Annotated in this window: 21 protein-coding genes; 10 read left to right on the forward strand and 11 right to left on the reverse strand. The window is 67.5% G+C overall.

The features are described 5' to 3' along the window. Positions 1-257 precede the first annotated feature (257 nt). Positions 258-641 carry a cold-shock protein gene (locus B842_RS03185; protein WP_040087272.1) on the forward strand — a complete coding sequence of 128 codons (384 nt, stop codon included), beginning with the start codon at positions 258-260 and terminating at the stop codon, positions 639-641. A gap of 55 nt (positions 642-696) precedes the next feature. Here the strand turns inward: B842_RS03185 and B842_RS03190 are convergent, their stop codons facing one another. Both B842_RS03190 and B842_RS03195 read right to left on the reverse strand, forming a co-directional pair. Next, positions 697-1,266, reverse strand: coding sequence for a DUF2771 domain-containing protein (locus tag B842_RS03190; protein WP_040085157.1), 570 nt, complete (start codon positions 1,264-1,266; stop codon positions 697-699). Between the two features lie 11 nt (positions 1,267-1,277). Next, positions 1,278-2,099, reverse strand: coding sequence for a glutaminyl-peptide cyclotransferase (locus B842_RS03195; protein WP_040085159.1), 822 nt, complete (start codon positions 2,097-2,099; stop codon positions 1,278-1,280). Between the two features lie 29 nt (positions 2,100-2,128). On the opposite strand from B842_RS03195, the gene B842_RS03200 reads away from it, so the two are divergent. Then, positions 2,129-2,827 (forward strand): DUF3027 domain-containing protein, encoded by a 699-nt coding sequence (locus tag B842_RS03200; RefSeq protein ID WP_040085160.1) that lies wholly within the window; start codon positions 2,129-2,131, stop codon positions 2,825-2,827. Here B842_RS03200 and B842_RS03205 read toward each other — a convergent pair. Further along, positions 2,824-3,531, reverse strand: a complete 708-nt coding sequence (locus B842_RS03205; RefSeq protein WP_156119411.1) for an aminotransferase class IV — start codon at positions 3,529-3,531, stop codon at positions 2,824-2,826. The genes B842_RS03200 and B842_RS03205 overlap by 4 nt on opposite strands. Before the next feature lie 116 nt (positions 3,532-3,647). On the opposite strand from B842_RS03205, the gene B842_RS03210 reads away from it, so the two are divergent. Together B842_RS03210 and B842_RS03215 are read left to right on the forward strand one after the other, a co-directional pair. After that, positions 3,648-5,144 carry an NCS2 family permease gene (locus B842_RS03210; RefSeq protein ID WP_040085161.1) on the forward strand — a complete coding sequence of 499 codons (1,497 nt, stop codon included), beginning with the start codon at positions 3,648-3,650 and terminating at the stop codon, positions 5,142-5,144. A 9-nt stretch (positions 5,145-5,153) separates the two neighbouring features. Further along, positions 5,154-5,963: a TrmH family RNA methyltransferase gene (locus B842_RS03215; protein ID WP_040085162.1), complete on the forward strand. Its 810-nt coding sequence runs from the start codon at positions 5,154-5,156 to the stop codon at positions 5,961-5,963. Here B842_RS03215 and B842_RS03220 read toward each other — a convergent pair. The 3 genes from B842_RS03220 to serC form a co-directional block, all read right to left on the reverse strand. Beyond that, positions 5,960-6,790, reverse strand: coding sequence for a DUF6928 family protein (locus tag B842_RS03220; RefSeq protein ID WP_040085163.1), 831 nt, complete (start codon positions 6,788-6,790; stop codon positions 5,960-5,962). The genes B842_RS03215 and B842_RS03220 overlap by 4 nt on opposite strands. A 9-nt stretch (positions 6,791-6,799) precedes the next feature. Next, a complete protein-coding gene (gene sepH, locus B842_RS03225) occupies positions 6,800-7,777 on the reverse strand; it encodes a septation protein SepH (protein WP_040085165.1) in 978 nt (325 codons plus the stop codon). Positions 7,778-7,886: 109 nt separating this feature from the next. Continuing rightward, positions 7,887-9,017 (reverse strand): phosphoserine transaminase, encoded by a 1,131-nt coding sequence (gene serC, locus B842_RS03230; protein WP_040087274.1) that lies wholly within the window; start codon positions 9,015-9,017, stop codon positions 7,887-7,889. 521 nt (positions 9,018-9,538) lie between these two features. Here serC and B842_RS03235 point away from each other — a divergent pair. Together B842_RS03235 and B842_RS03240 are read left to right on the forward strand one after the other, a co-directional pair. Next, entirely contained in the window at positions 9,539-10,816 is a 1,278-nt protein-coding gene (locus B842_RS03235; protein ID WP_040085167.1) for a citrate synthase, read from the forward strand. Positions 10,817-10,923: 107 nt separating this feature from the next. Beyond that, on the forward strand, positions 10,924-11,283 hold the full coding sequence (locus B842_RS03240; RefSeq protein WP_040085168.1) for an FKBP-type peptidyl-prolyl cis-trans isomerase: 360 nt from the start codon (positions 10,924-10,926) through the stop codon (positions 11,281-11,283). Between the two features lie 72 nt (positions 11,284-11,355). On the opposite strand, the gene B842_RS03245 is transcribed toward B842_RS03240, so the two are convergent. Continuing rightward, positions 11,356-12,543, reverse strand: coding sequence for an NAD(P)-dependent malic enzyme (locus B842_RS03245; protein ID WP_040085169.1), 1,188 nt, complete (start codon positions 12,541-12,543; stop codon positions 11,356-11,358). 72 nt (positions 12,544-12,615) lie between these two features. On the opposite strand from B842_RS03245, the gene B842_RS03250 reads away from it, so the two are divergent. From B842_RS03250 to B842_RS03265, 4 genes are all read left to right on the forward strand, one after another. Further along, positions 12,616-13,467 (forward strand): aldo/keto reductase, encoded by an 852-nt coding sequence (locus tag B842_RS03250; RefSeq protein ID WP_040085170.1) that lies wholly within the window; start codon positions 12,616-12,618, stop codon positions 13,465-13,467. 459 nt (positions 13,468-13,926) lie between these two features. Further along, positions 13,927-14,208 carry a DUF485 domain-containing protein gene (locus B842_RS03255; RefSeq protein ID WP_052437703.1) on the forward strand — a complete coding sequence of 94 codons (282 nt, stop codon included), beginning with the start codon at positions 13,927-13,929 and terminating at the stop codon, positions 14,206-14,208. A 4-nt stretch (positions 14,209-14,212) separates the two neighbouring features. After that, positions 14,213-15,856: a solute symporter family protein gene (locus tag B842_RS03260; RefSeq protein ID WP_040085173.1), complete on the forward strand. Its 1,644-nt coding sequence runs from the start codon at positions 14,213-14,215 to the stop codon at positions 15,854-15,856. A gap of 76 nt (positions 15,857-15,932) precedes the next feature. Continuing rightward, entirely contained in the window at positions 15,933-16,760 is an 828-nt protein-coding gene (locus tag B842_RS03265) for a hypothetical protein (protein WP_245631400.1), read from the forward strand. Here B842_RS03265 and B842_RS03270 read toward each other — a convergent pair. The 4 genes from B842_RS03270 to B842_RS13080 all read right to left on the reverse strand — a co-directional run bounded on the left by B842_RS03270 (position 16,729) and on the right by B842_RS13080 (position 20,799). Then, positions 16,729-17,556: a DUF1906 domain-containing protein gene (locus tag B842_RS03270; protein ID WP_040085175.1), complete on the reverse strand. Its 828-nt coding sequence runs from the start codon at positions 17,554-17,556 to the stop codon at positions 16,729-16,731. The genes B842_RS03265 and B842_RS03270 overlap by 32 nt on opposite strands. Positions 17,557-17,951: 395 nt before the next feature. Continuing rightward, positions 17,952-18,296, reverse strand: a complete 345-nt coding sequence (locus tag B842_RS03275; protein WP_040085176.1) for a hypothetical protein — start codon at positions 18,294-18,296, stop codon at positions 17,952-17,954. Between the two features lie 463 nt (positions 18,297-18,759). Then, a complete protein-coding gene (locus B842_RS13075) occupies positions 18,760-19,143 on the reverse strand; it encodes a hypothetical protein (RefSeq protein ID WP_052437705.1) in 384 nt (127 codons plus the stop codon). 3 nt (positions 19,144-19,146) lie between these two features. Beyond that, positions 19,147-20,799 carry a glycoside hydrolase domain-containing protein gene (locus B842_RS13080; RefSeq protein ID WP_082028350.1) on the reverse strand — a complete coding sequence of 551 codons (1,653 nt, stop codon included), beginning with the start codon at positions 20,797-20,799 and terminating at the stop codon, positions 19,147-19,149. Between the last annotated feature and the right edge of the window lie 225 nt (positions 20,800-21,024).

Raw genomic sequence — 21,024 nt, forward strand, 5'->3', positions numbered from 1 at the left:
ATCTCTCGTTTTGGTGGCGGGGAGGCGGGGGATGGTCCGAGAAGCCGCCAAAGCCGCTGGTCACAAAGTTTGGTCCCCCTAATATGATTCACGTCACATAGGGTGGTCGTGTCAACGAGTCAGCGAGGCGGGTGCCCCTGTGTAACGAAGTTGTCCCCGCGAACGAAATATCGTCACACGATCGGGCGGGGGTATACTGATTCCTTCACGATCGACCGTGGAAAACACACGATCAACAGGAAGGAAAGGTGAACACTGTGCCGATCGGCAAGGTGAAGTGGTACGACGCCGATAAGGGCTTCGGTTTCGTCTCCAACCCGGGGAGCGAGGACGTCTACGTGGGTAAGCAGGTGCTCCCCGAGGGCGTGGACGAGCTCCATCCCGGCCAGCGCATCGAGTTCGATTTCGCCGCCGGCCGTCGCGGCCCCCAGGCACTGCGCGTCAAGGTGCTCGACACCTCGCGTCGCCGCGCCGTCAACCGCCGCAAGCCGGAGGAACTGGGCAGCATGATCCAGGACCTCACGACCGTCCTCGAGTCCCAGGTCCAGCCGGGACTGGCCGCCGGCCGCTACCCGGACCGCCAGGTGGCGCGTCAGGTCGCGGAGATCCTGCGCGCCGTCGCCAAGGAACTGGACGCATAAGAGAAGAACCCCACGGCCACAGGGGCCGTGGGGCAGGGGAATCAGAGGGGGAAATCTAGGGGGTTGCGGGGTCCTCGGGGGCCCGGAGCTCGCGCTCACCGTCCATGGTGCTCAGGGACCACACGGTGGCGTAGGGGGTCTCCTCGCCGTCGGCGTCATGGCCGATCATGGCGGAGGAGATCTCCACCACCATCAGGCGGGGACGGGGATCGCCCTCGTTGACCGGATCGACCGAGCCGGGGATCTCCACCGAGTCGGTGTCGTAGGCACCGTGGAACTGCTGGTCGTTGACCGCCGGATCGTCGTAGATCATGAGCAGCTGCCAGTCGTGGTCGTGGATCGGCTCGGGGATGTCCAGGACCAGGGTGTCGTCCGGCCCCATCGGCAGGTTCGGCACCTCACCCTCCGGGCACTCCAGGCCCGGCTCACACACGAGATAGGGGGCGACCTCGATCTGCGTCCCACCGACCGTCGCCGTGACGGTCACGTCCTGCGGTTCCGGCCCCGGCCGGTTGTTCCACCAGTTCTGGGCGAGCACTGCCGCGACGACAATGATCACCACGGCGATGAGGAGGGTGAGGAACTGCAGCAGCGACTTCTGACGCGCCTTCTTCGGGGTGGTCATGGCTCCACATCCTACTCAGCGGGCACGAGCTCGACCTCGTAGAGGTCGGGCCAACGCTTGCCGGTGAGCAGGAGACGATCCGTCCCCGGCAGGTGCGCGATGCCGTTGAGCACGTGATCCGGGTCGGGGACAGCGTTGTTGGGCAGGACCCCGCCGTCGATGACGGCGGTGACGGTGCCGGGGGCGTCCCCCGCGACGTCGATACGCAGGATGTCGGTGCTGAGGAAGACGTTGGCGTAGACGTCGTCGCCGACGCACTCGAGCTCGTTGAGCGCCGTCCGGGCGACCCCGTCGAGGGTGACGTCGATGCGTCCCAGCTCGGCGAAGGTGTCGGGGTCGAGGCGGCGCAGCTGCGTGGTCCCGTCCGACATGATGAGCTCCTCGCCGGTGGAGCACAGGCCCCAGCCCTCGCCGGGGTACGTCACCCGGTCGATCTCCTCCAGGGTGGCGGCGTCCCGCTTGAGCGCCACCCCGGCCTTCCACGTCAGCTGCCACACGTGGTCACCGTGGCGGGTGATCCCCTCGCCGAACCACGTGGGGTCGATGTCGGCGGACGCCAGCTCCTCGCCCTCCAGGGTGGTGCGGTAGACGCGGGACTCGCCGTATCTGCCGGTGCTGACCAGCAGCGTGCCCTCCTCCTCCACCTCGAGGCCCTGCGTGAAGCTGGTGGAGTCGAAGGGGTGGGTGTCCACGATCCGCGGCACCAGGCGTTCCACCGCCACCGGTGCCCCGTCGGGGGTTCCCGGGGTGTCAGGGGAGCAGGAACTGGTGCCCAGGGCAGACAGCGCGAGGAGCGTCCCGGTGGCGACGCGGAGGGGGAGGAGGAGAGCCATGCCACTCATCATGCCGCACATGGCCCATAATGAGGAGCGTGTCCACTTCTTCTCAGCACCGTCGCAAAAGCCCACTTCTCGACGCCCACGCCGTCGACCTCGCCCGCACCGCTCTGGAGGAGCTGGGGGACGGACCCGTCGGGGAACACATCGGTGTCCAGGGGCTGACCCGCAACGTCGCGACGCACCGTTTCGCCGCCGACGTCCCCGGCTACAGCGGCTGGGAGTGGAACGCGGTCCTCGCGTGCGCCTCCGGGTCCCGCCACGTCACCGTCAACGAGCTGGCCCTCGTGCCGGCCCCCACCGGCGAGGCCCTGCAGGCCCCCGAGTGGGTGCCGTGGGCGGACCGCATCCGGCCCGGTGACCTCGGCCCCGGCGACCTCATGCCCCCGGAGCCGGGCGACGAACGCCTCACCGAGACAGAGGACGGACGCACCGTCCTCTCCCGCAAGGGCCTCGAGGACGCGAAGCAGCGCTGGCGCACCGGCGACTACGGCCCGACGAGCGAGTTCGCCGAGAAGGCCACCCTGAACTGCCGGACCTGTGCCTTCTTCGTGCCGGTGGGGGACACCCTCGGCGAGAATTTCGGCGCGTGCGTCAACGAGTACTCCGCGGACGGTCACGTCGTGCACGCCACCTACGGCTGCGGCGCCCACTCGGACACCCCGCCGGACACCCTCATCGAGGAGGCCCCCGACGCCTTCGACGACGAGTCCCCGATCTTCTAGACCTCCTGGGCCAGCTCCCACATCCGCTCGTTGAGCTCCCGGTGCGTGGGAGCCCCCATACGGGGTGGGTTCGGGATTCGCGGGGGCAGGACGGAGCCGTACTCCAGCCAGCCGGTGACCTTCCGGATTCCCTCGACGGAGCTGAGCAGCCACGTCTCGTTGGCCCGCAGCTGCGGCATGGTGAACCCTTCAGGGTGTTCAACAACACGTACGCCGGCCTCTGTGAGCATCTCGAGGGCGGCGTTGAGCGTGATGGAGTCCGCCGCCCGCGGGTGCGCGGAGACGTTGGCTGTGCCTTCCCTGAGGAACAGGACGGCCGAGAAGATCCCCTGGATGACCATGCCCTGCTCGTCGATGAGCAGTCCCGAGTCGGAGCCGGAGTGGCGCAGCATGTTGAGCTGACGGGCCTGCCAGCCGAAGTCCGGGCCCTTGCGGGTGGGACGTCGCCGCTGGTCGAGGATGCCCTGGGCGTCGACGACGGCCTCGTCGCTGACCTGCATGGAGGGGTAGAGCTCCACGTCGATGGTGGTGCGGCCGACGCGGATGAGGGGACGGTAGACACCGGGACCGGCCTCGCGCAGCCGGGCGCGGACCTGCTCGACCGCGTCCGGGTTGTAGGACGCCTCCTCACGGAGCCGGTCGAGGTGAGCATCAAGATTGGCGACACGGCCGTCGCGCATCATGAAGGTCGAGGTGTACAACACAGGGCATCTCCTTGGCTCAGGTGCGCACCTGAATCTACCTAAGTTTTGTGCAAATGAGGCCGGGGTGAGAAATTAGCGTCGTACCCACAACCTGATCATGAACAGGGGAACCGCGCATGAGCACATCCGTGCCGCAGTCCGTGTCGTCTGACGCGCCATCTTCCGTACCTCCGCAGTCAGGGGGCGCCCTCGACCGCTACTTCAGCATCTCGGAGCGCGGCTCCTCGATCGGCGCGGAGATCCGCGCCGGCGTGGTCACGTTCTTCGCGATGGCCTACATCATCATCCTCAACCCCCTGATCATCGGCACCACCGCCGACGTCAACGGCACCGTCCTCGGCGTCCCGCAGGTTGCGGCCGTCACGGCCCTGACCGCCGGTGTGATGACCATCGCCTTCGGCCTCATCGCCCGCTACCCCTTCGGCATCGCCGCCGGCCTGGGCCTCAACACCCTCGTCGCCGTGACCATGGTCGCCGGTGAGGGCCTGACCTGGCCCGAGGCGATGGGCCTCGTCGTCATCGACGGCATCATCATCGTCCTGCTCGCCGTCTCCGGCTTCCGCTCGGCGGTGTTCCGCGCCATCCCGTCGTCCATGAAGGCCGCGATGGGCGTGGGCATCGGCATGTTCATCGCCATGATCGGCCTTGTCGACGCCGGCTTCGTCCGCCGCATCCCCGACGCCGCCGGCACCACCGTGCCCGTCGGCCTGGGCATCGACGGCTCCATCGCCTCCTGGCCGACCGTCACCTTCGTCCTCGGCCTCATCATCTGTGGCTTCCTCGTGGTCCGTGGCGTGCGCGGCGGCCTGTTCATCGGCATCCTGGCCACCACGATCATCGCCATGATCGTCGAGGCGGTCTCGCACTCCGGCCCGTCCTTCGTCGACGGCCAGCCCAACCCGACCGGCTGGTCCCTGGCCGTGCCGGTCCTGCCCGAGGGCTTCGGCGGACTGCCGGACCTCTCCCTGGTCGGTGCCGTCGACATGGTCGGCGCCTTCACCCGCGTCGGCGTCCTCGCCGCCTCCCTGCTGGTGTTCACCCTGGTCCTGGCCAACTTCTTCGACGCCATGGGCACCATGACCGCCCTGGGCAAGCAGGGTGGCCTGGTTGACGAGACCGGCGTCCTGCCCGACATGAAGAAGGCCCTGGTCGTCGAGGGCTTCGGCGCGATCGTCGGTGGCGCGACCTCCTCGTCCTCGGCCACCGTCTACGCGGACTCCGCCGCGGGCGTCGGCGACGGTGCCCGCACCGGCCTGGCGAACATCGTCACCGGCGTGCTCTTCCTGCTGGCCATGTTCCTCACCCCGCTCTACGAGGTCGTCCCCATCGAGGCCGCCGCCCCGGTCCTGGTCATCGTCGGTGCGCTGATGATCGCCCAGATCGTCGACATCGAGTGGACCCAGTTCCACATCGCCCTGCCGGCGTTCCTCACCATCGTGGTCATGCCGTTCACCTACTCCATCGCCAACGGCATCGGCGTCGGCTTCATCGCCTTCTCCCTCATGGCCGTCGCGGCGGGCAAGGCCAAGGAGGTCCACTGGATCATGTGGCTCGTCTCCGCGCTGTTCGTCGTCTACTTCGGCATGGACCCGATCCTCGCGGCCCTGGGTTAATCTGGGCTGATGCGACTGCGTATCGACGACCCCGCCGACCCCCGCCTCGACGACGTCCGGGACCTCAACCGTTCCGACGCCGCCGACCGCCGCCTCGTCATCGCCGAGGGCCCGCTGGTGGTGGGACGTCTGCTGGAGTCGCGTTTCCCGGTGCGCTGCATCGTGGGCTTCGGCCCGAAGCTCGACGCCCTCGAGGCGGAGGGCGTGCCCGAGGACATCCCCCGCTACGAGGTGAGCCGGGAGACGCTCGCCGCGGTCGCCGGCTTCGACATGCACCGCGGGCTGCTGGCCGTCGCGGACCGCGCCCCGGAGACCCCGCTCGCGGAGATCCTGGCCACAGCACGCACCGTCGTCGTCCTCGAGGGGGTGGGCGACCACGAGAACATCGGCGCCATGTTCCGCAACGCCGCGGGGATGGGCGTCGACGCCGTGCTCTTCGGCAACGGCTGCGGCGACCCGCTCTACCGCCGCGTCGTCCGCGTGTCGATGGGGCACGTGCTGCGCCTGCCCTACGCCCACCTGGAGGGCACGTACACCACCTGGCAGCGTTCCCTGCAGCAGCTCTCCGACGCCGGCTTCCACCTCGTCTCCCTCACCCCCGACCCCGCCGCCGAGCACCTCGCGGACGCGCTGGAGGGGCGGGAGAAGGTGGCGCTGCTCGTCGGCGCCGAGGGACCGGGGCTGACCGAGCACGCGATGAGGGCCACCGACGTCCGCGCCCGGATCCCCATGGCGCCGGGCACGGACTCACTCAACCTGGCCACGTGCGCCGCGATCGCGTTCTACGAGCGGGACCGCTCGACCCGCTCGCTGGGCTAGTCGCGGTCGGAGTGCCGGATCCTCTCCTGCGCCCAGCGTCGGGCGGCGTTCAGCCGTCGTCCGGCCGTCCCGGCGGCGCGTCGGAGGGTCGCCAGGGAGCGGTCGGCCCAGTGGGTGACCTCCGGCTCCTCGGTCGGGGTCTCGTAGTCGTCGTAGCCGCTGGCCAGTGACACCGGCTCCCGCCGGGCGTCGCGCTCGCGCTGGCGGCGGGGGCCGTCCACCGCGCGTGGTGCGGGGCGCCCGTCCACGGCGTAGGCGACGATGTGGATGTCCGGCCCCTCGGGGGAGACGTCCACTCCGAGCCAGGCCTGCTGTGCCGCGGCGACCAGGTCGACGGGCTCGAAGGGCAGGGAGATGCCGCCGATCGCCTCGGCCCGCTCACCGGCCCAGAAGGGGGCCTCGAAGGGGACGGGCAGGCCGACGTCCTCGTAGGTGCGGGAGCGTTCGGCGCACAGGGAGCGTTTGAGCACCCCGCCACGCCAGTGCGCGATGCCGCCGTAGCCGGACTCCTCGTTCACCGCGAAGGCGTAGACCTCGGCGGCGGGGACGGAGTCGAGCAGCCGGGGGCTGATGTCGGAGAGCGCCGGAGTGTCCGTGAGGATCGTCTGCACGATCGTCACCCCGGGGAAACCGGCGACGTAGTACTCGCCGGCGGAGGCGTGGGCGGAGCGGTTGAGCGGGAACTCCCCGATCGGGGTGATCGGCCACGCGGGGTTGAGCTGCGCGAGGTACTTACGTCCGAAGCCCCGGTCCGCCCGGGGCTCTGCGGCGATGATGCGCGCGGGATCGGCCGCGGTGACGAACCACAGGGTGACAACAGTCTCCACGCGCGCCCCCTAGTTCCGCGGGCGCTTCGTGTTGGTCCGCACGCCCAGCAGCACGTCCTCCCAGTGCGGTGTCACCGCTTTACGACGCCGCCTCGTCGGCGTCCTCTCCTCCGGGGCCCGGTCGACCTCCTCGCCCTCGATCTCGTCGGGCACCGCCTCGATCCCGGAGCCCCCGGCGGGGGTGCCGGTGTCCTCGTCGTCGAAGCTGTCCTCGGGGGTGTCGTCGTAGCGGGAGCCCCGGCCCACCGAGGTGAGGGTGCGCACCGGCTGGACGAAGTCGGGGTCGGTGAGGTCCGCGGCGACCGGGTTGCGGGCCTCCGCCGTCGGCTGCGGGGAGGAGTAGCCGTGGATCGCCCACTCGGCCTCGTTCTCGGAGAGGCCGGCGGTCCAGCTGACGCGCGCCACCCAGGTGCCGTCCTCCTCGCGGAAGGCGTCCCACGTGGTGTCCGAGACCGAGTTCCCGCGGGCGGCGAAGGCGGCGGCGAGCACCTCCCACAGGGTGAGCTTGGCGGGGCCGTTCTCCCGGACCGGGTGGGCCTGCTTGGCCAGCTCGGTCATGCGGGCGCGTTCCAGGAGCACGGGGTGGGCGAAGGGCTCGACCCGGGACGGGGCGACCCCCATCTCCTCGGCGAGCTCGTCGACGGAGGCACCCGCCCGGATGCGGCCCTGGATCTCACGCGGACGCATGGTCAGAGGGGCGGTGAGCAGCGGGTCGGGGGCGGGCAGGACCCGCTCGCGGGCGGCCTCCTGCGTCTCCGCGGGCTCCGGTGCGGACTCCTCCGCCGGGGTGACGTCATCGACGGCGGTGACGGCGGCGGTGCCGGACTCCGTGGGGGAGGGGTCCTCCGGGACGTCGGCAAGCAGGAGCGCACGGGTGGAGGCCACGTCCAGTGAAGTGACGTCGAGGAAGAACTGTCCGCCGTCCTCGGTCCGGAACACCAGGGAAGTGGCCGAGGACTCTTCAGGGACGAGGAACAACTCGCGCATGCGTTCTCCTTCTCTCGTGATGAATACCACCCTAACGCAGACATGCGCCGGACCGTGTGAGGTCCGACGCATGTTGGGTGGTGTGCGGGTGCCCGCGACTACCTGGCGACTACTTGGCGGCGACGCCCGAGTCGAGGACGTGGTCGATCGCCTTGGTGAGGGTCACGATGTCCTGGGAGTCGATCGCCGGGAACATGCCGATGCGCAGCTGGTTGCGGCCCAGCTTGCGGTAGGGCTCGACGTCGAGGATGCCGTTGGCACGCAGGACCTTGGCGACGACCGCCGCGTCGACGGAGTCGTCGAAGTCGATGGTGCCGACGACGAGGGAGCGCTTCGCCTTGTCGGTGACGTACGGGGTGGTCTCCTCGCGGGCCTCGGCCCAGTTGTACAGGGCGTCGGAGGAGGCGGTGGTGCGGGCGACCATGCCGTCCAGGCCACCGTTCTCGTTCATCCACTTGACCTGGTTGTCCAGCATGAGCAGGGTGCCCACGGCCGGGGTGTTGTAGGTCTGGTTCTTCAGGGAGTTCTCGACGGCGGTCTGCAGGTCCAGGAACGCCGGGATGTGGCGGCCGGACTCCTTGATCTTCGCGATGCGCTCCATGGCGGCCGGGGACATGGCGGCGAGCCACAGGCCACCGTCGGAGGCGAAGCACTTCTGCGGGGAGAAGTAGTAGACGTCGGTGTCGGCGATGTTCACCGGGAGGCCGCCGGCGCCGGAGGTGGCGTCGATGACGATGAGGGAGCCGTCGGAGCCCTCCGGGCGGACGATCGGCACCATGGCGCCGGTGGAGGTCTCGTTGTGGGCCCAGCCGATGACGTCGGTGCCCTCCATGGCCTGCGGCTCCGGGGCGTCGCCGGCCGGGGCCTCGATGATGGTCGGCTCATCCAGCCACGGTGCCTGCTGGGAGGCCTTGGCGAACTTGGAGGAGAACTCACCGTAGGACAGGTGACCGGACTTCTTCTCGATGAGGCCGAAGGTGGCGGCGTCCCAGAATGCGGTGGCGCCACCGAGGGACAGGATGATCTCGTAGCCCTCCGGCAGGGAGAACAGGTCGGAGAGGCCCTCACGGACCGAACCGACGACATTCTTCACGGCCGGCTGGCGGTGCGAGGTGCCGATGATGTCGCGGCCGCCGTCGACGATGGCCTGGATCTGCTCCGGGCGGACCTTGGAGGGGCCGCAGCCGAAACGACCGTCTGCCGGGAGGAGATCTGCGGGGAGGGTGGGGAACTCGGTCATGGAGATGACGTCCCTTTCGTGGTCGGTGAAGTGCTGTCCAATCGAGAACAACCTTAGTATCTCCCCTCCCACCCGTTGACCGGAACCCGGGTGTTAGGGTTGACACCGACAACGGGGGTAGTTGCTGGGGTAGGCAAAGGGGCTTATCCTCGCAAATTCAATGGGGGTGACCTGCTTTTCTGAAATCTGTTGCCTCCATCACATCATTTGCTAAACTGTGCCCTGTTCCACCTCATGGACGGCGGCCCTCCCCCCAAGGGAGCAGCGCAAACACCGTGCGGTGGCAGCACAACTGCACAGGCACGGACCGGTCTGGAGAGCCCCACTCAGAGCAGTGGGGGGAAGTAGACTGGAAAACCGTCCACACCATAGTGATAGCGTCCCCTAAGCTGATACATGGCTCACCGCCATGTCGGAGTTACGGTGGGCGTCACACTCATCGAAGTTCCTCACGACGGCTGACCCCCTACCGGGGCAGGTCGACAACGAAGTCTGAAAGGTACACAGTGGCTACTGACAACATGGATAAGGCCGTACTCAACTACCCCGGCGGCGAGTTCGAGATGGACATCATCAAGGCCACCGAGGGCAACGATGGTGTCGTCCTCGGCAAGATGCTTGCCGACACCGGCCTGGTCACCTTCGACCCGGGCTACGTCTCCACCGGCTCCTGCGAGTCCGCCATCACCTACATCGACGGCGAGAACGGCATCCTGCGCCACCGCGGCTACGACATCGCCGACCTGGCAGAGAACGCCACCTTCAACGAGGTCTCCTACCTCCTGATCAACGGCGAGCTGCCGACCGTCGAGGAGCTCCACCAGTTCTCCGACGAGATCCGTCACCACACCCTGCTGGACGAGGACTTCAAGTCCCAGTTCAACGTGTTCCCGCGTGACGCTCACCCGATGTCCGTCCTCGCCTCCTCCGTCAACATCCTCTCGACCTACTACCAGGACGAGCTGGACCCGCTGAACGAGGCCCACCAGCACAAGGCGACCGTCCGCCTCATGGCCAAGGTCCCGATGCTGGCCGCCTACGCGTACCGCGCATCCAAGGGTGCCCCGTACATGTACCCGGACAACTCCCTCAACGCGCGCGAGAACTTCCTGCGCATGATGTTCGGCTACCCGACCGAGCAGTACGAGATCGACCCGGTCATGGTCAAGGCCCTGGACAAGCTCCTCATCCTGCACGCCGACCACGAGCAGAACTGCTCCACCTCGACCGTCCGCATGATCGGCTCCGCACAGGCGAACATGTTCGTCTCCATCGCCGGCGGCATCAACGCCCTCTCCGGCCCGCTGCACGGTGGCGCGAACCAGGCTGTCCTCGAGATGCTCGAGGAGATCAACGGCCAGGGTGGCGACGCGACCGACTTCATGAACCGCGTGAAGAACAAGGAGAAGGGTGTCCGCCTCATGGGCTTCGGACACCGCGTCTACCGCAACTACGACCCGCGTGCCGCGATCGTCAAGGAGACCGCACACGAGATCCTCGAGCACCTCGGTGGCGACCACCTGCTCGACCTCGCCATGAAGCTCGAGGACATCGCCCTCAACGACGAGTACTTCATCTCCCGCAAGCTGTACCCGAACGTCGACTTCTACACCGGCCTGATCTACCGCGCCATGGGCTTCCCGACGGACTTCTTCACCGTCCTGTTCGCCATCGGCCGTCTGCCGGGCTGGATCGCCCACTACCGCGAGCAGCTGGCGACCACCACCAAGATCAACCGCCCGCGTCAGATCTACACCGGCAACACCCTGCGCACCGTCACCCCGCGTGAGGAGCGCTAGTACCTCCGTCTAGTACGGACGTCATGAAACCGGGCACGACACCACCTCCATATACTGGGGGCGTTGTGCCCGGTTTTTCCATGCGACAATTCTGAAGGAGACACATCATGACCAAGCCCCAGATCGAAGCCCAGACCGGTCCCGCACCGGAGGAGCTCGTCTCGGTCGACCTCGTCGTCGGTGACGGCGAGGAGGCCAAGGCCGGTGGCCTCGTCGAGGTGCACTACGTCGGCGTCGATTTCGAGTCGGGCCAGGAGTTCGACTCCTCCTGGGACCGCGGCCAGTCCATCGAGTTCCCGCTCAACGGCCTCATCGCCGGCTGGCAGGAGGGCATCCCCGGCATGAAGGTCGGCGGACGTCGTCAGCTGACCATCCCGCCGGAGCTCGCCTACGGTCCGGCAGGTGGCGGCCACCCGCTGTCCGGCCGCACCCTGGTCTTCGTCATCGACCTGCTCAGCGTCGGATAGGCGAGCGTCGGAAAGCACGCCTCACGCAGTGACGCCCCGGAACCACAGGTTCCGGGGCGTCGTTGTCTTCGACTAGGAGTTGGCGGCCGCCCAGGCGGCGGCGACGGCCTTGCTCACGGCGGGGGCCACGGCGGGGTCGAGGGGGGAGGGGACGATGTGCTCGATGTCGAGGTGCTCCTCCGCGACCTTCGCGATGGCCCGGGACGCCGCGACCTTCATGGCGGGGGTGATCTCCGTGGCGCCGGCGGCGAGGGCGCCGTGGAAGATGCCCGGGAAGGCGAGGACGTTGTTGATCTGGTTCGGCAGGTCGGAGCGGCCCGTCGCCACGACCGCACCGTAGCGGTAGGCGAGGTCCGGGTCGATCTCCGGGTCCGGGTTGGCCAGGGAGAACAGGATCGGGCGGTCGGCCATCACCTGCAGCGCCTCCTCGGGGATGGAGCCGGCGGACAGACCGATGAAGGTGTCGGCGCCCCGGAACGCCTCCACGACGCCGCCGTTGACGCTGCGCGGGTTCGTGGACTCCGCCAGCTCCTGCTTGACGGCGCTGAGGTTGCTGCGGTCCTCGTGGATGACGCCGCGGGAGTCGAGCATGACGATGTCGGTGACTCCGGCGTCGGTGAGGATCTTCTGGCAGGCCACACCGGCGGCACCGGCGCCGGAGATGACGACCCGCAGATCAGCCATGTCGCGGTCGAGGAGGCGGCAGGCGTTCGTCAGGGCGGCGAGGATGACCACGGCGGTGCCGTGCTGGTCGTCGTGCATGACCGGCATGTCCAGCTCCTCGATGAGGCGACGCTCCACCTCGAAGCAGCGCGGCGCGGAGATGTCCTCCAGGTTGATGGCGCCGAAGGAGGGGGCGATGGCCTTGATGACGTCCACGAGGCGGTCCGTGTCCGTCTCGTCGAGGACGATCGGGACGGCGTTGAGTCCGGCGAAGCGGTCGAAGAGCTGGGCCTTGCCCTCCATGACCGGCAGGGCGGCGCGCGGCCCGATGTCCCCCAGGCCGAGGACGGCGGTGCCGTCCGAGATGATCGCCACGGTGTGTCCCACCCCGGTGAAGCGGCTCGCGAGCGCAGGGTTCTCCGCGATCGCGGTGCACACGCGGGCGACGCCCGGCGTGTAGCAGAGGGAGAGGTCGCGCTGGGTCTTCAGCGGGCGGGCGGTACGGATCGACAGCTTGCCACTCTCGTGGGCGGCGAAGATCTCATCGTCGGACAGCTCCGCGATGTGGTGGACGTGGGGGTTTCGGACATCAGTCATGGATCCAATCCTATTGGCAGAACCGGAGGTCTTCGGGGTGTTCCACGCCTGTCTCGGGTGTTTGGGGGCACAATGGGGGACATGCGCATCCCCCCGACCCTCACCCTCAACGACGGCACCGAGATCCCCCAGCTCGGGTTGGGTACGTGGAATCTGACGGGGGAGGAGGGGAAGCGGGTCATCCGCGAGGCCATCGCCCTCGGCTACCGGCACATCGACACCGCCTCGGCCTACGGCAACGAGGAGATCGTCGGGCAGGCCGTCGCCGACGCCATCGCCGCGGGGGACGTCACCCGCGAGGAGATGTTCATCACCACGAAGGCGTGGCAGGACGAGCAGGGCGCCGAGAACATCCCCGGTGCTTTCCGACGCTCCCTCGACCGCCTGGGTCTCGACTACGTCGACCTCTATCTTGTGCACTGGCCGCACGCCGCGCAGAACCGTTACGTCGAGAGCTTCGAGGCCATCGCCCGCCTGCAGGGGCTGGGCCTCGTGCAGGCGGTGGGGGTGGCGAACTTCTATGAGGAGGTGCTGCGGGAGGTCGTCGAGAAGGTGGGTGTCGTGCCCGCCACCAACCAGGTGGAGCTGCACCCCGGCTTCTCGCAGGCGTCCCTGCGTGAGGTGCACCGGGAGCTCGGCGTGACGACGGTCGCGTGGTCGCCCCTCGGGCGCGGCATCGTGCTGGCCAACCCCGTCGTCGGCGCGGTGGCGCGGAAGGTGGGACGGACCCCAGCGCAGGTGGCCCTGCGGTGGGCGATGCAGCTCGGGTGCGTGGTCATCCCCAAGTCGGCGCGGCCCACGCGTCTGGCGGAGAACCTGGCTGCGATGGACTTCACATTGACCCGGGAACAGGTCGAAGCTGTGACATCTCTGGACACTCAGCCGGGCTTCGGTAGGATCTTCGAGGACCCGCGGGTTTTCTGAGGAATTGCGGTTGCCTGAATAAAAAATCCCCTGACCTGGGGAAATAGCTTAAGAACTCAATCATGTGAACGTCTGTGGTCAGTGTTCGCCACATTTGTGAAGATCGCGGAAGTTGCGAAGTTTGGCTTTGCAAACTTAGCGAGACGACATGAGTTCCCGAGCGGGGGTAGTTGTGCTACCAATCCCGATGCAGGTCGCACGGGGTCGTGGGGGTGATGCGGGGCACATTGTGGGGCAATGTTGTCCGTTCACTTCAATGTTGCAATGTGAGCCAGGTAACTTACATTTGCAGCACAGAGTGTGATTACTTACACAGGGCGCCCGTCCTGAGGTGAGGGTCACCGAAAGCTCGACCCCCGGAGGTTCCGGGGCCAACACGAAAGAGAGAACACAGTGAGCGCGACTCCAGTTGTCCGACCGGATGGCCGGCGCGAGCCGACGTCCGAGGAATTTATCTCGATGCAGGCGAGTCCGCAGTTCCAGGAACTGCGCTCCGTCTTCCGTAAGTTCACCTTCCCCATGTCCGCAGCCTTCTTCATCTGGTTCCTCGTGTACCTGCTGACGGCAACTTTCGCGGCTGACTGGATGGCTACCCCCGTCGGTGGTGGCTTCAACTACGGCATCATCTTCGGCCTTCTTCAGTTCTTCACCACGTTCCTGATCACCTGGATCTACGTGAAGTTCGCCAACAAGAACATCGAGCCGCGCACCGCCGCGATTCGCCAGGAAATGGAGGGTTAGGACAATGGACCTCACCTACCTTGCACAGGAAAACACGGGCAACCCGCTCCTGAACATCGCGGTCTTCGTCGTGTTCATCGTCGTCACCATGACCGTCGTCATGCGTGCCGGCAAGACCACCTCCGAGGCCTCCGACTTCTACACCGGTGGCGCATCCTTCACCGGTACCCAGAACGGCCTCGCCATCGCAGGTGACTACCTGTCGGCAGCCTCGTTCCTCGGTATCGTCGGCTCCATCGCACTGAGCGGTTACGACGGATTCCTCTACTCCATCGGCTTCTTCGTCGCCTGGCTGGTCGCCCTGCTGCTCGTCGCCGAGCCGCTGCGTAACGTCGGCCGCTTCACCATGGCTGACGTGCTCTCCTTCCGTCTGCGCCAGAAGCCGGTCCGTGTGGCCGCCGCTGTCGCGACCCTCGCGGTCTCCCTCTTCTACCTGATCGCCCAGATGGCCGGTGCCGGCTCCCTGGTCTCCGTCCTCCTGGACCTGCACGGCACCACCGAGCAGGCCATCGTCGTCGCCGTCGTCGGTGTCATCATGACCGCCTACGTCCTCATCGGCGGCATGAAGGGCACCACCTACGTCCAGATGATCAAGGCCGTCCTCCTCATCGGTGGCGTCGGTATCATGACGATCTGGACCTTCATCGCAGTCAAGGGTGGCTTCTCCACCCTGTTCAACGACGCCATCTCGGCACACCAGGTCTACATCGACGCCAGCCCGGACGTCGCCTACGCGGCCGAGGACATCATGAAGCCGGGCCTGAAGTACGGCGGCACCCTCACCAAGCAGCTCGACTTCATCTCCCTGGGCCTCTCCCTGGTCCTCGGTACCGCTGGTCTGCCGCACGTCCTCATGCGCTTCTACACGGTCCCGACCGCCAAGGAAGCACGTAAGTCCGTCACCTGGGCCATCGTCCTCATCGGTACCTTCTACCTCATGGCCATGGTCCTCGGCTACGGTGCCGCTGCACTGGTCGGCCCGGAGCGCATCCTCAACGCCCCTGGTGGCGCCAACGCCGCAGCCCCGCTGCTGGCACTGGACCTCGGTGGCTCCATCTTCATGGCCCTGATCTCCGCTGTCGCCTTCGCCACGGTTCTCGCCGTCGTCGCCGGCCTGGCGATCACCGCCTCCGCCTCCGTCGCCCACGACGTCTACAACAACGTCCTCCGTGACGGCAAGGCCTCTGAGGAGGAGACCGTCCGTGTCTCCCGCATCACCGTGATCGTCCTGGGCATCGTCTCCATCATCCTGGGCATCCTGGCCATGTCCCAGAACGTCGCGTTCCTGGTCTCCCTGGCCTTCGCCGTGGCAGCCTCCGCGAACGTCCCGACGATCCTGTTCTCCCTGTACTGGAAGCGCTTCAACACCGCCGGTGCCGTCGCCTCCATGTACACCGGTGTCATCGCCTCCCTGGTGTTCATCTTCTTCTCCCCGGCCGTGTCCGGTGTTCCGAGCGCCATGTTCCCGAACGCCGACTGGTCCTGGTTCCCGCTGACCAGCCCGGGTCTGGTTGCGATCCCGCTGGCCTTCCTGGCCGGTATCATCGCCACCCTGGCCACCAAGCCGGACAACCTGGATCACCTGGCCGCCGAGATGGAGGTCCGCTCCCTCACCGGTGTCGGCGTCGAGGCTCCGGTCGACCACTAGTCGCCTGACCTCCCGCCAGACCGGGCAGCATCCCAGCGCCGCCATCCACGTGATGGCGGCGCTATCATGTTCAGACGTGTCAACAAATTTCTCCCGGGCGGTGATCGCCGTGGTCACCACGGTGCTGCGCGCCATCCCGTTGGTCGCGGTCCTCGGCCTCCCACGTGAGGCCCCGCTTCCCGACGCCGCCGGGGACCCCGCCGGGGGCGTCGAGAAGCAGCAGGTCCGGCCCGTCACCGTCGACGGACCGGACCTCGAGTCATTCGTGGAGAACTCCACAGGCTCCCAGGTGAGCTTCTACCGCATCTCCGACGGGAAACGCACCGGCACCGCCACGGAACGCTTCGCGCGGCCCGCACTGAGCCTCATCAAGCTCTACATCGCGGAGTACGTCATCGAGCACGGCACCCTGACCGAACAGTACGAGGCGATCAACATGATCAGCTCCTCGGACGACAGGTCGGCGGGGGAGCTGTACCGGAAGTACCCCGACTCCATCGACGTCGTGGCGAAGAAGTACGGACTGCTGTCCACACGGGCCGCCGACCGGTGGGGATTCTCGGTGACGTCCACCTACGACGCGGTCAACTTCATCGCGCAACTGCTCGAGAGGGACCCCATGCACCCCATCCTGGTGGCCATGGCGGAGGCGACCCCCATCGCCGCCGACGGCTACGGCCAGGACTTCGGGACCTCGGTGCTGCCCGGGGTGATCGGCACCAAGTGGGGATGGTCGGACAAGAAGGACCTGCACTCCTCCGTGTCCTTCGGCGAGAACTTCGTCGTCGCCGCCGCCGTCACCGGCAGCGCCGACGACCTCACCGACCTCGTCGAGTTCCAGCTCACCGACGAGGTGGAGGAGGCCGGCAGGGCTACAGGCTCGAAGCCGTCCGCAGCAGGTTGAGCAGCTGGGTCAGCTGGTCGGTGGACACCTCCGGCGCCGGGGGAACGGGCGGGACCGGCACGTGGGGCACGTGCGGGGTCCACTGCCCCCAGTCGCTGGCGTACACGTTGTTGATGTCCACCTTGACGCCGTCGATGACCCGCTGATCCTCCCGCGGGAGCTGGTGGATCGTCGTGCGCGGGTGGATGCGCCCGCCGGATCCCCAGTCGTGCATCCAGAAGAACTCACCGATCCCGTCCTGCGTGCACCACTCGATGACGTGGTAGTTGCCGTACACGCCCGTCTGGTAGCCCGCCGCGTGCAGGGCCGCGCTGAAGGCCTGCAGGTAGGGGCGGATCTGGTTCTCGTACTGGGCGCGGGTCGGGTTGTCGTCGATGGCGATGTAGATCGGACGACCCTTCGGACCACCGGCGGCGACGTGCAGCGCAATCGCCTGCGGGGCGTGCTCCAGGGCGCCTGCGGCCCCGCGCAGCCAGTCGGCGGTCTCGGCGCGGCCGAACTGGTACACCGAGGCGGTCTGGAGGCCGTACTGGGCGAGGGAGACGGTCTCCGCGAGGGTGACCGGCTTGCCCAGCATCCAGTTCTCCGTGCCCGGGCGGCGCTGCGAGACGTAGCGCACGGCACCCAGGTGGCCGGCTCCCCGGATGGCGGCGGCCGAGGGGACCCCGGCGGCGTAGTCGATGACGGTGCCCAGGATGCGGCCCTGGGCGGCGGCCTGCGGGGCGGCGACGCCGATGGTGCCGGCGGCGAGGGCGAGGGCGGAGGCGCGGAGGAAACCGCGGCGGTTCATGGGCATGGTGGGTCTCCTGGAGGTATCACACTGACAACACCTGTCACAATAGCAACGGACGGTGGGGGAGCGTCGGCGGCGGCGTCGATCGCCGGTGAACAGTGGGCTCCGGGGCGGCCGGATCGGGCGATGCTCACCGGCCATCGACCGTGGCGACCCATGAAAGAACCCCCGTTGATACAGGTCAACGGGGGTGTGCTGCGCCCCTGAGAGGAATCGAACCTCCGACACCCGCTATACGCATCTGCGTAATAATACTGGTAGAGGATCGTGTCATTTAGCTGGTAGCCAGCGAATTTCTCGAACTCCAGCTGGTGCGAATGTGTGCGTACGTGTCTGCTTGTGTGGCGTAAACCGGTGGATAAGTGGTGGATCACCTCCCTGCGTAATCACTCACCCACTCAGTCAGGCAGATCAGCCCGCACCTCCATCGGCGGCGTCGGCCACCTACTACGGTCCGGGTGCGCCTCACGCCAGTCCAGCACATGACGACGCCACGCATCATCCTTACGCTCCAACGCCTGCAGCCGACCATCCAGCCGGCCGATCTTCTGATCTCGCGCGGCGAAACCCTCCTCCATGACCCCAAGAACCCGGTCCACCGCCGTCTGAATCTTCCCGTCCTCCTTCTCCTGCGTCACCGTCTGAACCTTCGCACGTGCCGCCACCCGCGCCGAAGCGTAGGACAGCCACGCAGCAATGACGACACCAAGGAAGCTAAGAACGTGCTCGGGCTCGACCTGCACTATGCTCCCCCTCAATCGGTCTGATCTGGATCTCCGTCCGGGCACCCCTCCACAGGGACCAGAACGTCAGCAGGACCAGCGACGAATAGACGCTGAACCCGACATAGCCGCGGGCGAAGTCCCCCACCAGTGCACCACCAAGGTGACTGGCCGCCCACAGTGCATGGATACCGACGACCGCCCCCGTCGCCAGGGTGGCGACCAGGTGTCGATGCCACACTGCCCCGGCGAGCGCGAGCACCCCGACCCCGGCCCACACCAGTGCCCACACGTGGAATCCGAAGTACGCTTCCGCCGGGTGGGTGACCTGGGTGTGAATCCACTGGTAGGCGGCCGCGTGACCCCACGCGCTGTATGCCAGGACCAGCAGGGCCGAGGCGTCGCTGAGCAGCCACCCGCGGAGGCGGCGGGCCCACGGCTGGACAGGGGCAGGAAGGTACTCGATTGGCACGGGGAACCTGACCTAGTGGTAGACGGAGAACCCGGGGCGGAGGTTCTCGACGACCTCACGGCCCGCCCTGATCGTGTCGCCCACCTGGCGGGCTGCATCCACGGCAGCGGCCGGCACCGGCATCTGGGCCTGGTACTCCCGGGCAGCACGCGAGACACCAGACGGAGTCAGCGCCTGCGGGGTGGCGGCGTGGATGACGACCTCAGCCGTGCCGATGATCAGCGCGATGACCGCGGACACCCACAGTGGGGCACCCACCGCGTACACCGTGGCAACCTGGGCGATCTGCAGGACCACGCCGGCTACCGCGGTGAGGGAGTCCTTGCGGCGCAGGAACCACGACTGCTTCGCGATCGCCGCGGCGCCGGCCTGCTGGACGGGGGAGAGCTGGGACATGGCTTAGGACTCCTTCTCGGAGGCGGTCATGGCGGAGTCGGCCGTCGGGGCGGGGCCGGTGGTCATGACCCGCTCGAAGGTGGCCTTGGCATTGCGGGCCGCATCCGTCAGCCGATCCCAGATCGCTGGGAGCATGTTGGCGTGCATGTCCTCGATCTTCCGGTCGTTGTCGAGGATGTAGCCCACCAGCGTCTCGCGGTGCTCAGACCGCTCACCGTCGGCGTTCTCGTAGCGGGACTGGAACTTGTGGGTGAGCTCGAAGTGGATGCGGTCGATCTTCGCCGCCAGCTCTTCCTGGCGCTCAACGGGCAGGGACATGAATAGACCTCCTGTGGTCTCGGTAGTAAACGGGGGGTTGTCGATCAGGTGCTGGACGTCACGACGGAACGCGTCCATGTTCAGGTTGGGGTCAACCTTGCGGCTGGGGGCGTACTCCTTGTGGCCGGGCAGGTGGGCACGGTCGGCGGTCAGGCCCTTGTACCAGAGCACCGCAGCCGCGGAGCGCACGCACGCGTCGTACAGTTCGGGCTCCCACGGCTCCCGGCCGGAGTTCTGTGGCTCGATCCCGATGTAGCGGGCATTGCCCGAGGTATACAGCTTCGGGCCGGTGGCCGACGGTCGGGTGACGTAGCCCTGGCCGGCGGCACCACCACACCCCGGGTCTGCCAGGCCGGCGTGGTAGGCGATACCGGCGCCGAGAATCTCCACGGTGCCGTCGCGGTGACCGAACAGCGTGGCGGACAGTCCACCGCCGACGCCGGGGTTGTCGGCGACGTAGCCGGGGGAGGTGCGGTCCGGGGTGGAGCCGCCGGTGTGGTGCATCATGAAGCCGACGATGTCGGTGAAGTCACCGTGTCCGCGGGTACGCCACCCGGGGTGTTCGATGACGGTGACTCCGAACAGGCGCAGGACGTCGGGAAGCCAGGTCGGGTCGCCGGTCCCGGTCGGGTCCGGCTGGATGCTGGTAGCGCTCATGGGTGCTACCTCCTTTCGGGTCGGGGACGGGGCGACAGTGGGTGGGTGCTGTCCCCAGTAGCTGTGGCGGATGTCGTTGACGTCGACGGTCACACCGTCGATGACGGGGCCGGGCGTGGAGGGGGTGTCGACGATCCGCTGGTACAACACAGCACCGGGGTGGATCACGCCTGCCGACCAGGAGCGGGTCTGCCACATCAGGTGCTTGCTCCCACCGAGGTCAGCGATCACCGCGTCCTCGCGGGCCCAGTCGCACACCCGGGAGTGGCCGTAGATTCCTACCCGGTCCCGGCCGAGCACCCGGCAGGCGGCCCGGAAGTACTCCGACGCCACGAGGTTCCACTGGGCCAGGGTGATGTCGAAGTCGACGGCGAAGAACACCGGCCACCCGTCCATGCCGATGGAGCGCAGGTGCTCGTCGGCGGCACGGGCGTCGAGTTCCCCGCCGACTTTGCCGCGGAGGACGTCGGGGTGGCGGTCCTTGCCGAACTGCCACACCGCGGCGACGTCTACTCCGTTGTTGTGCAGGTCGTTGATCTCGTCGCGGTGGACGGGCTTGCCACGCATCCACTCGGCACCCCGACGCGGTGGGCTGACGTACCTGACGACGCCCGAGTGGCCGGCACGTCTGATCGCTGCCGCGGCCGGTACACCGGCGGCGTAGTCAACGGCGGTAGCCAAGGAGTTCCCCTCTCAGTTTCGTTACAGTCCGCACGCTAAGGGGGAGGGGTGACGGATCGCCGTCGGAATGCGTAACACTCGGACTATGGTTGGCGATGTAAGTACTGAACCTGCCATGGAATTCGAAAGGAACTCGCGATGAACGGTGGCCCCATGTATCAAGGACTTGAGAGCTCGAAAGACCCTGGCCTGTGGGTGGGAGGCATCTTTTTTGGTGGACTTCTG

It is taken from the genome of Corynebacterium humireducens NBRC 106098 = DSM 45392, assembly GCF_000819445.1.
Taxonomy (GTDB): domain Bacteria; phylum Actinomycetota; class Actinomycetes; order Mycobacteriales; family Mycobacteriaceae; genus Corynebacterium; species Corynebacterium humireducens.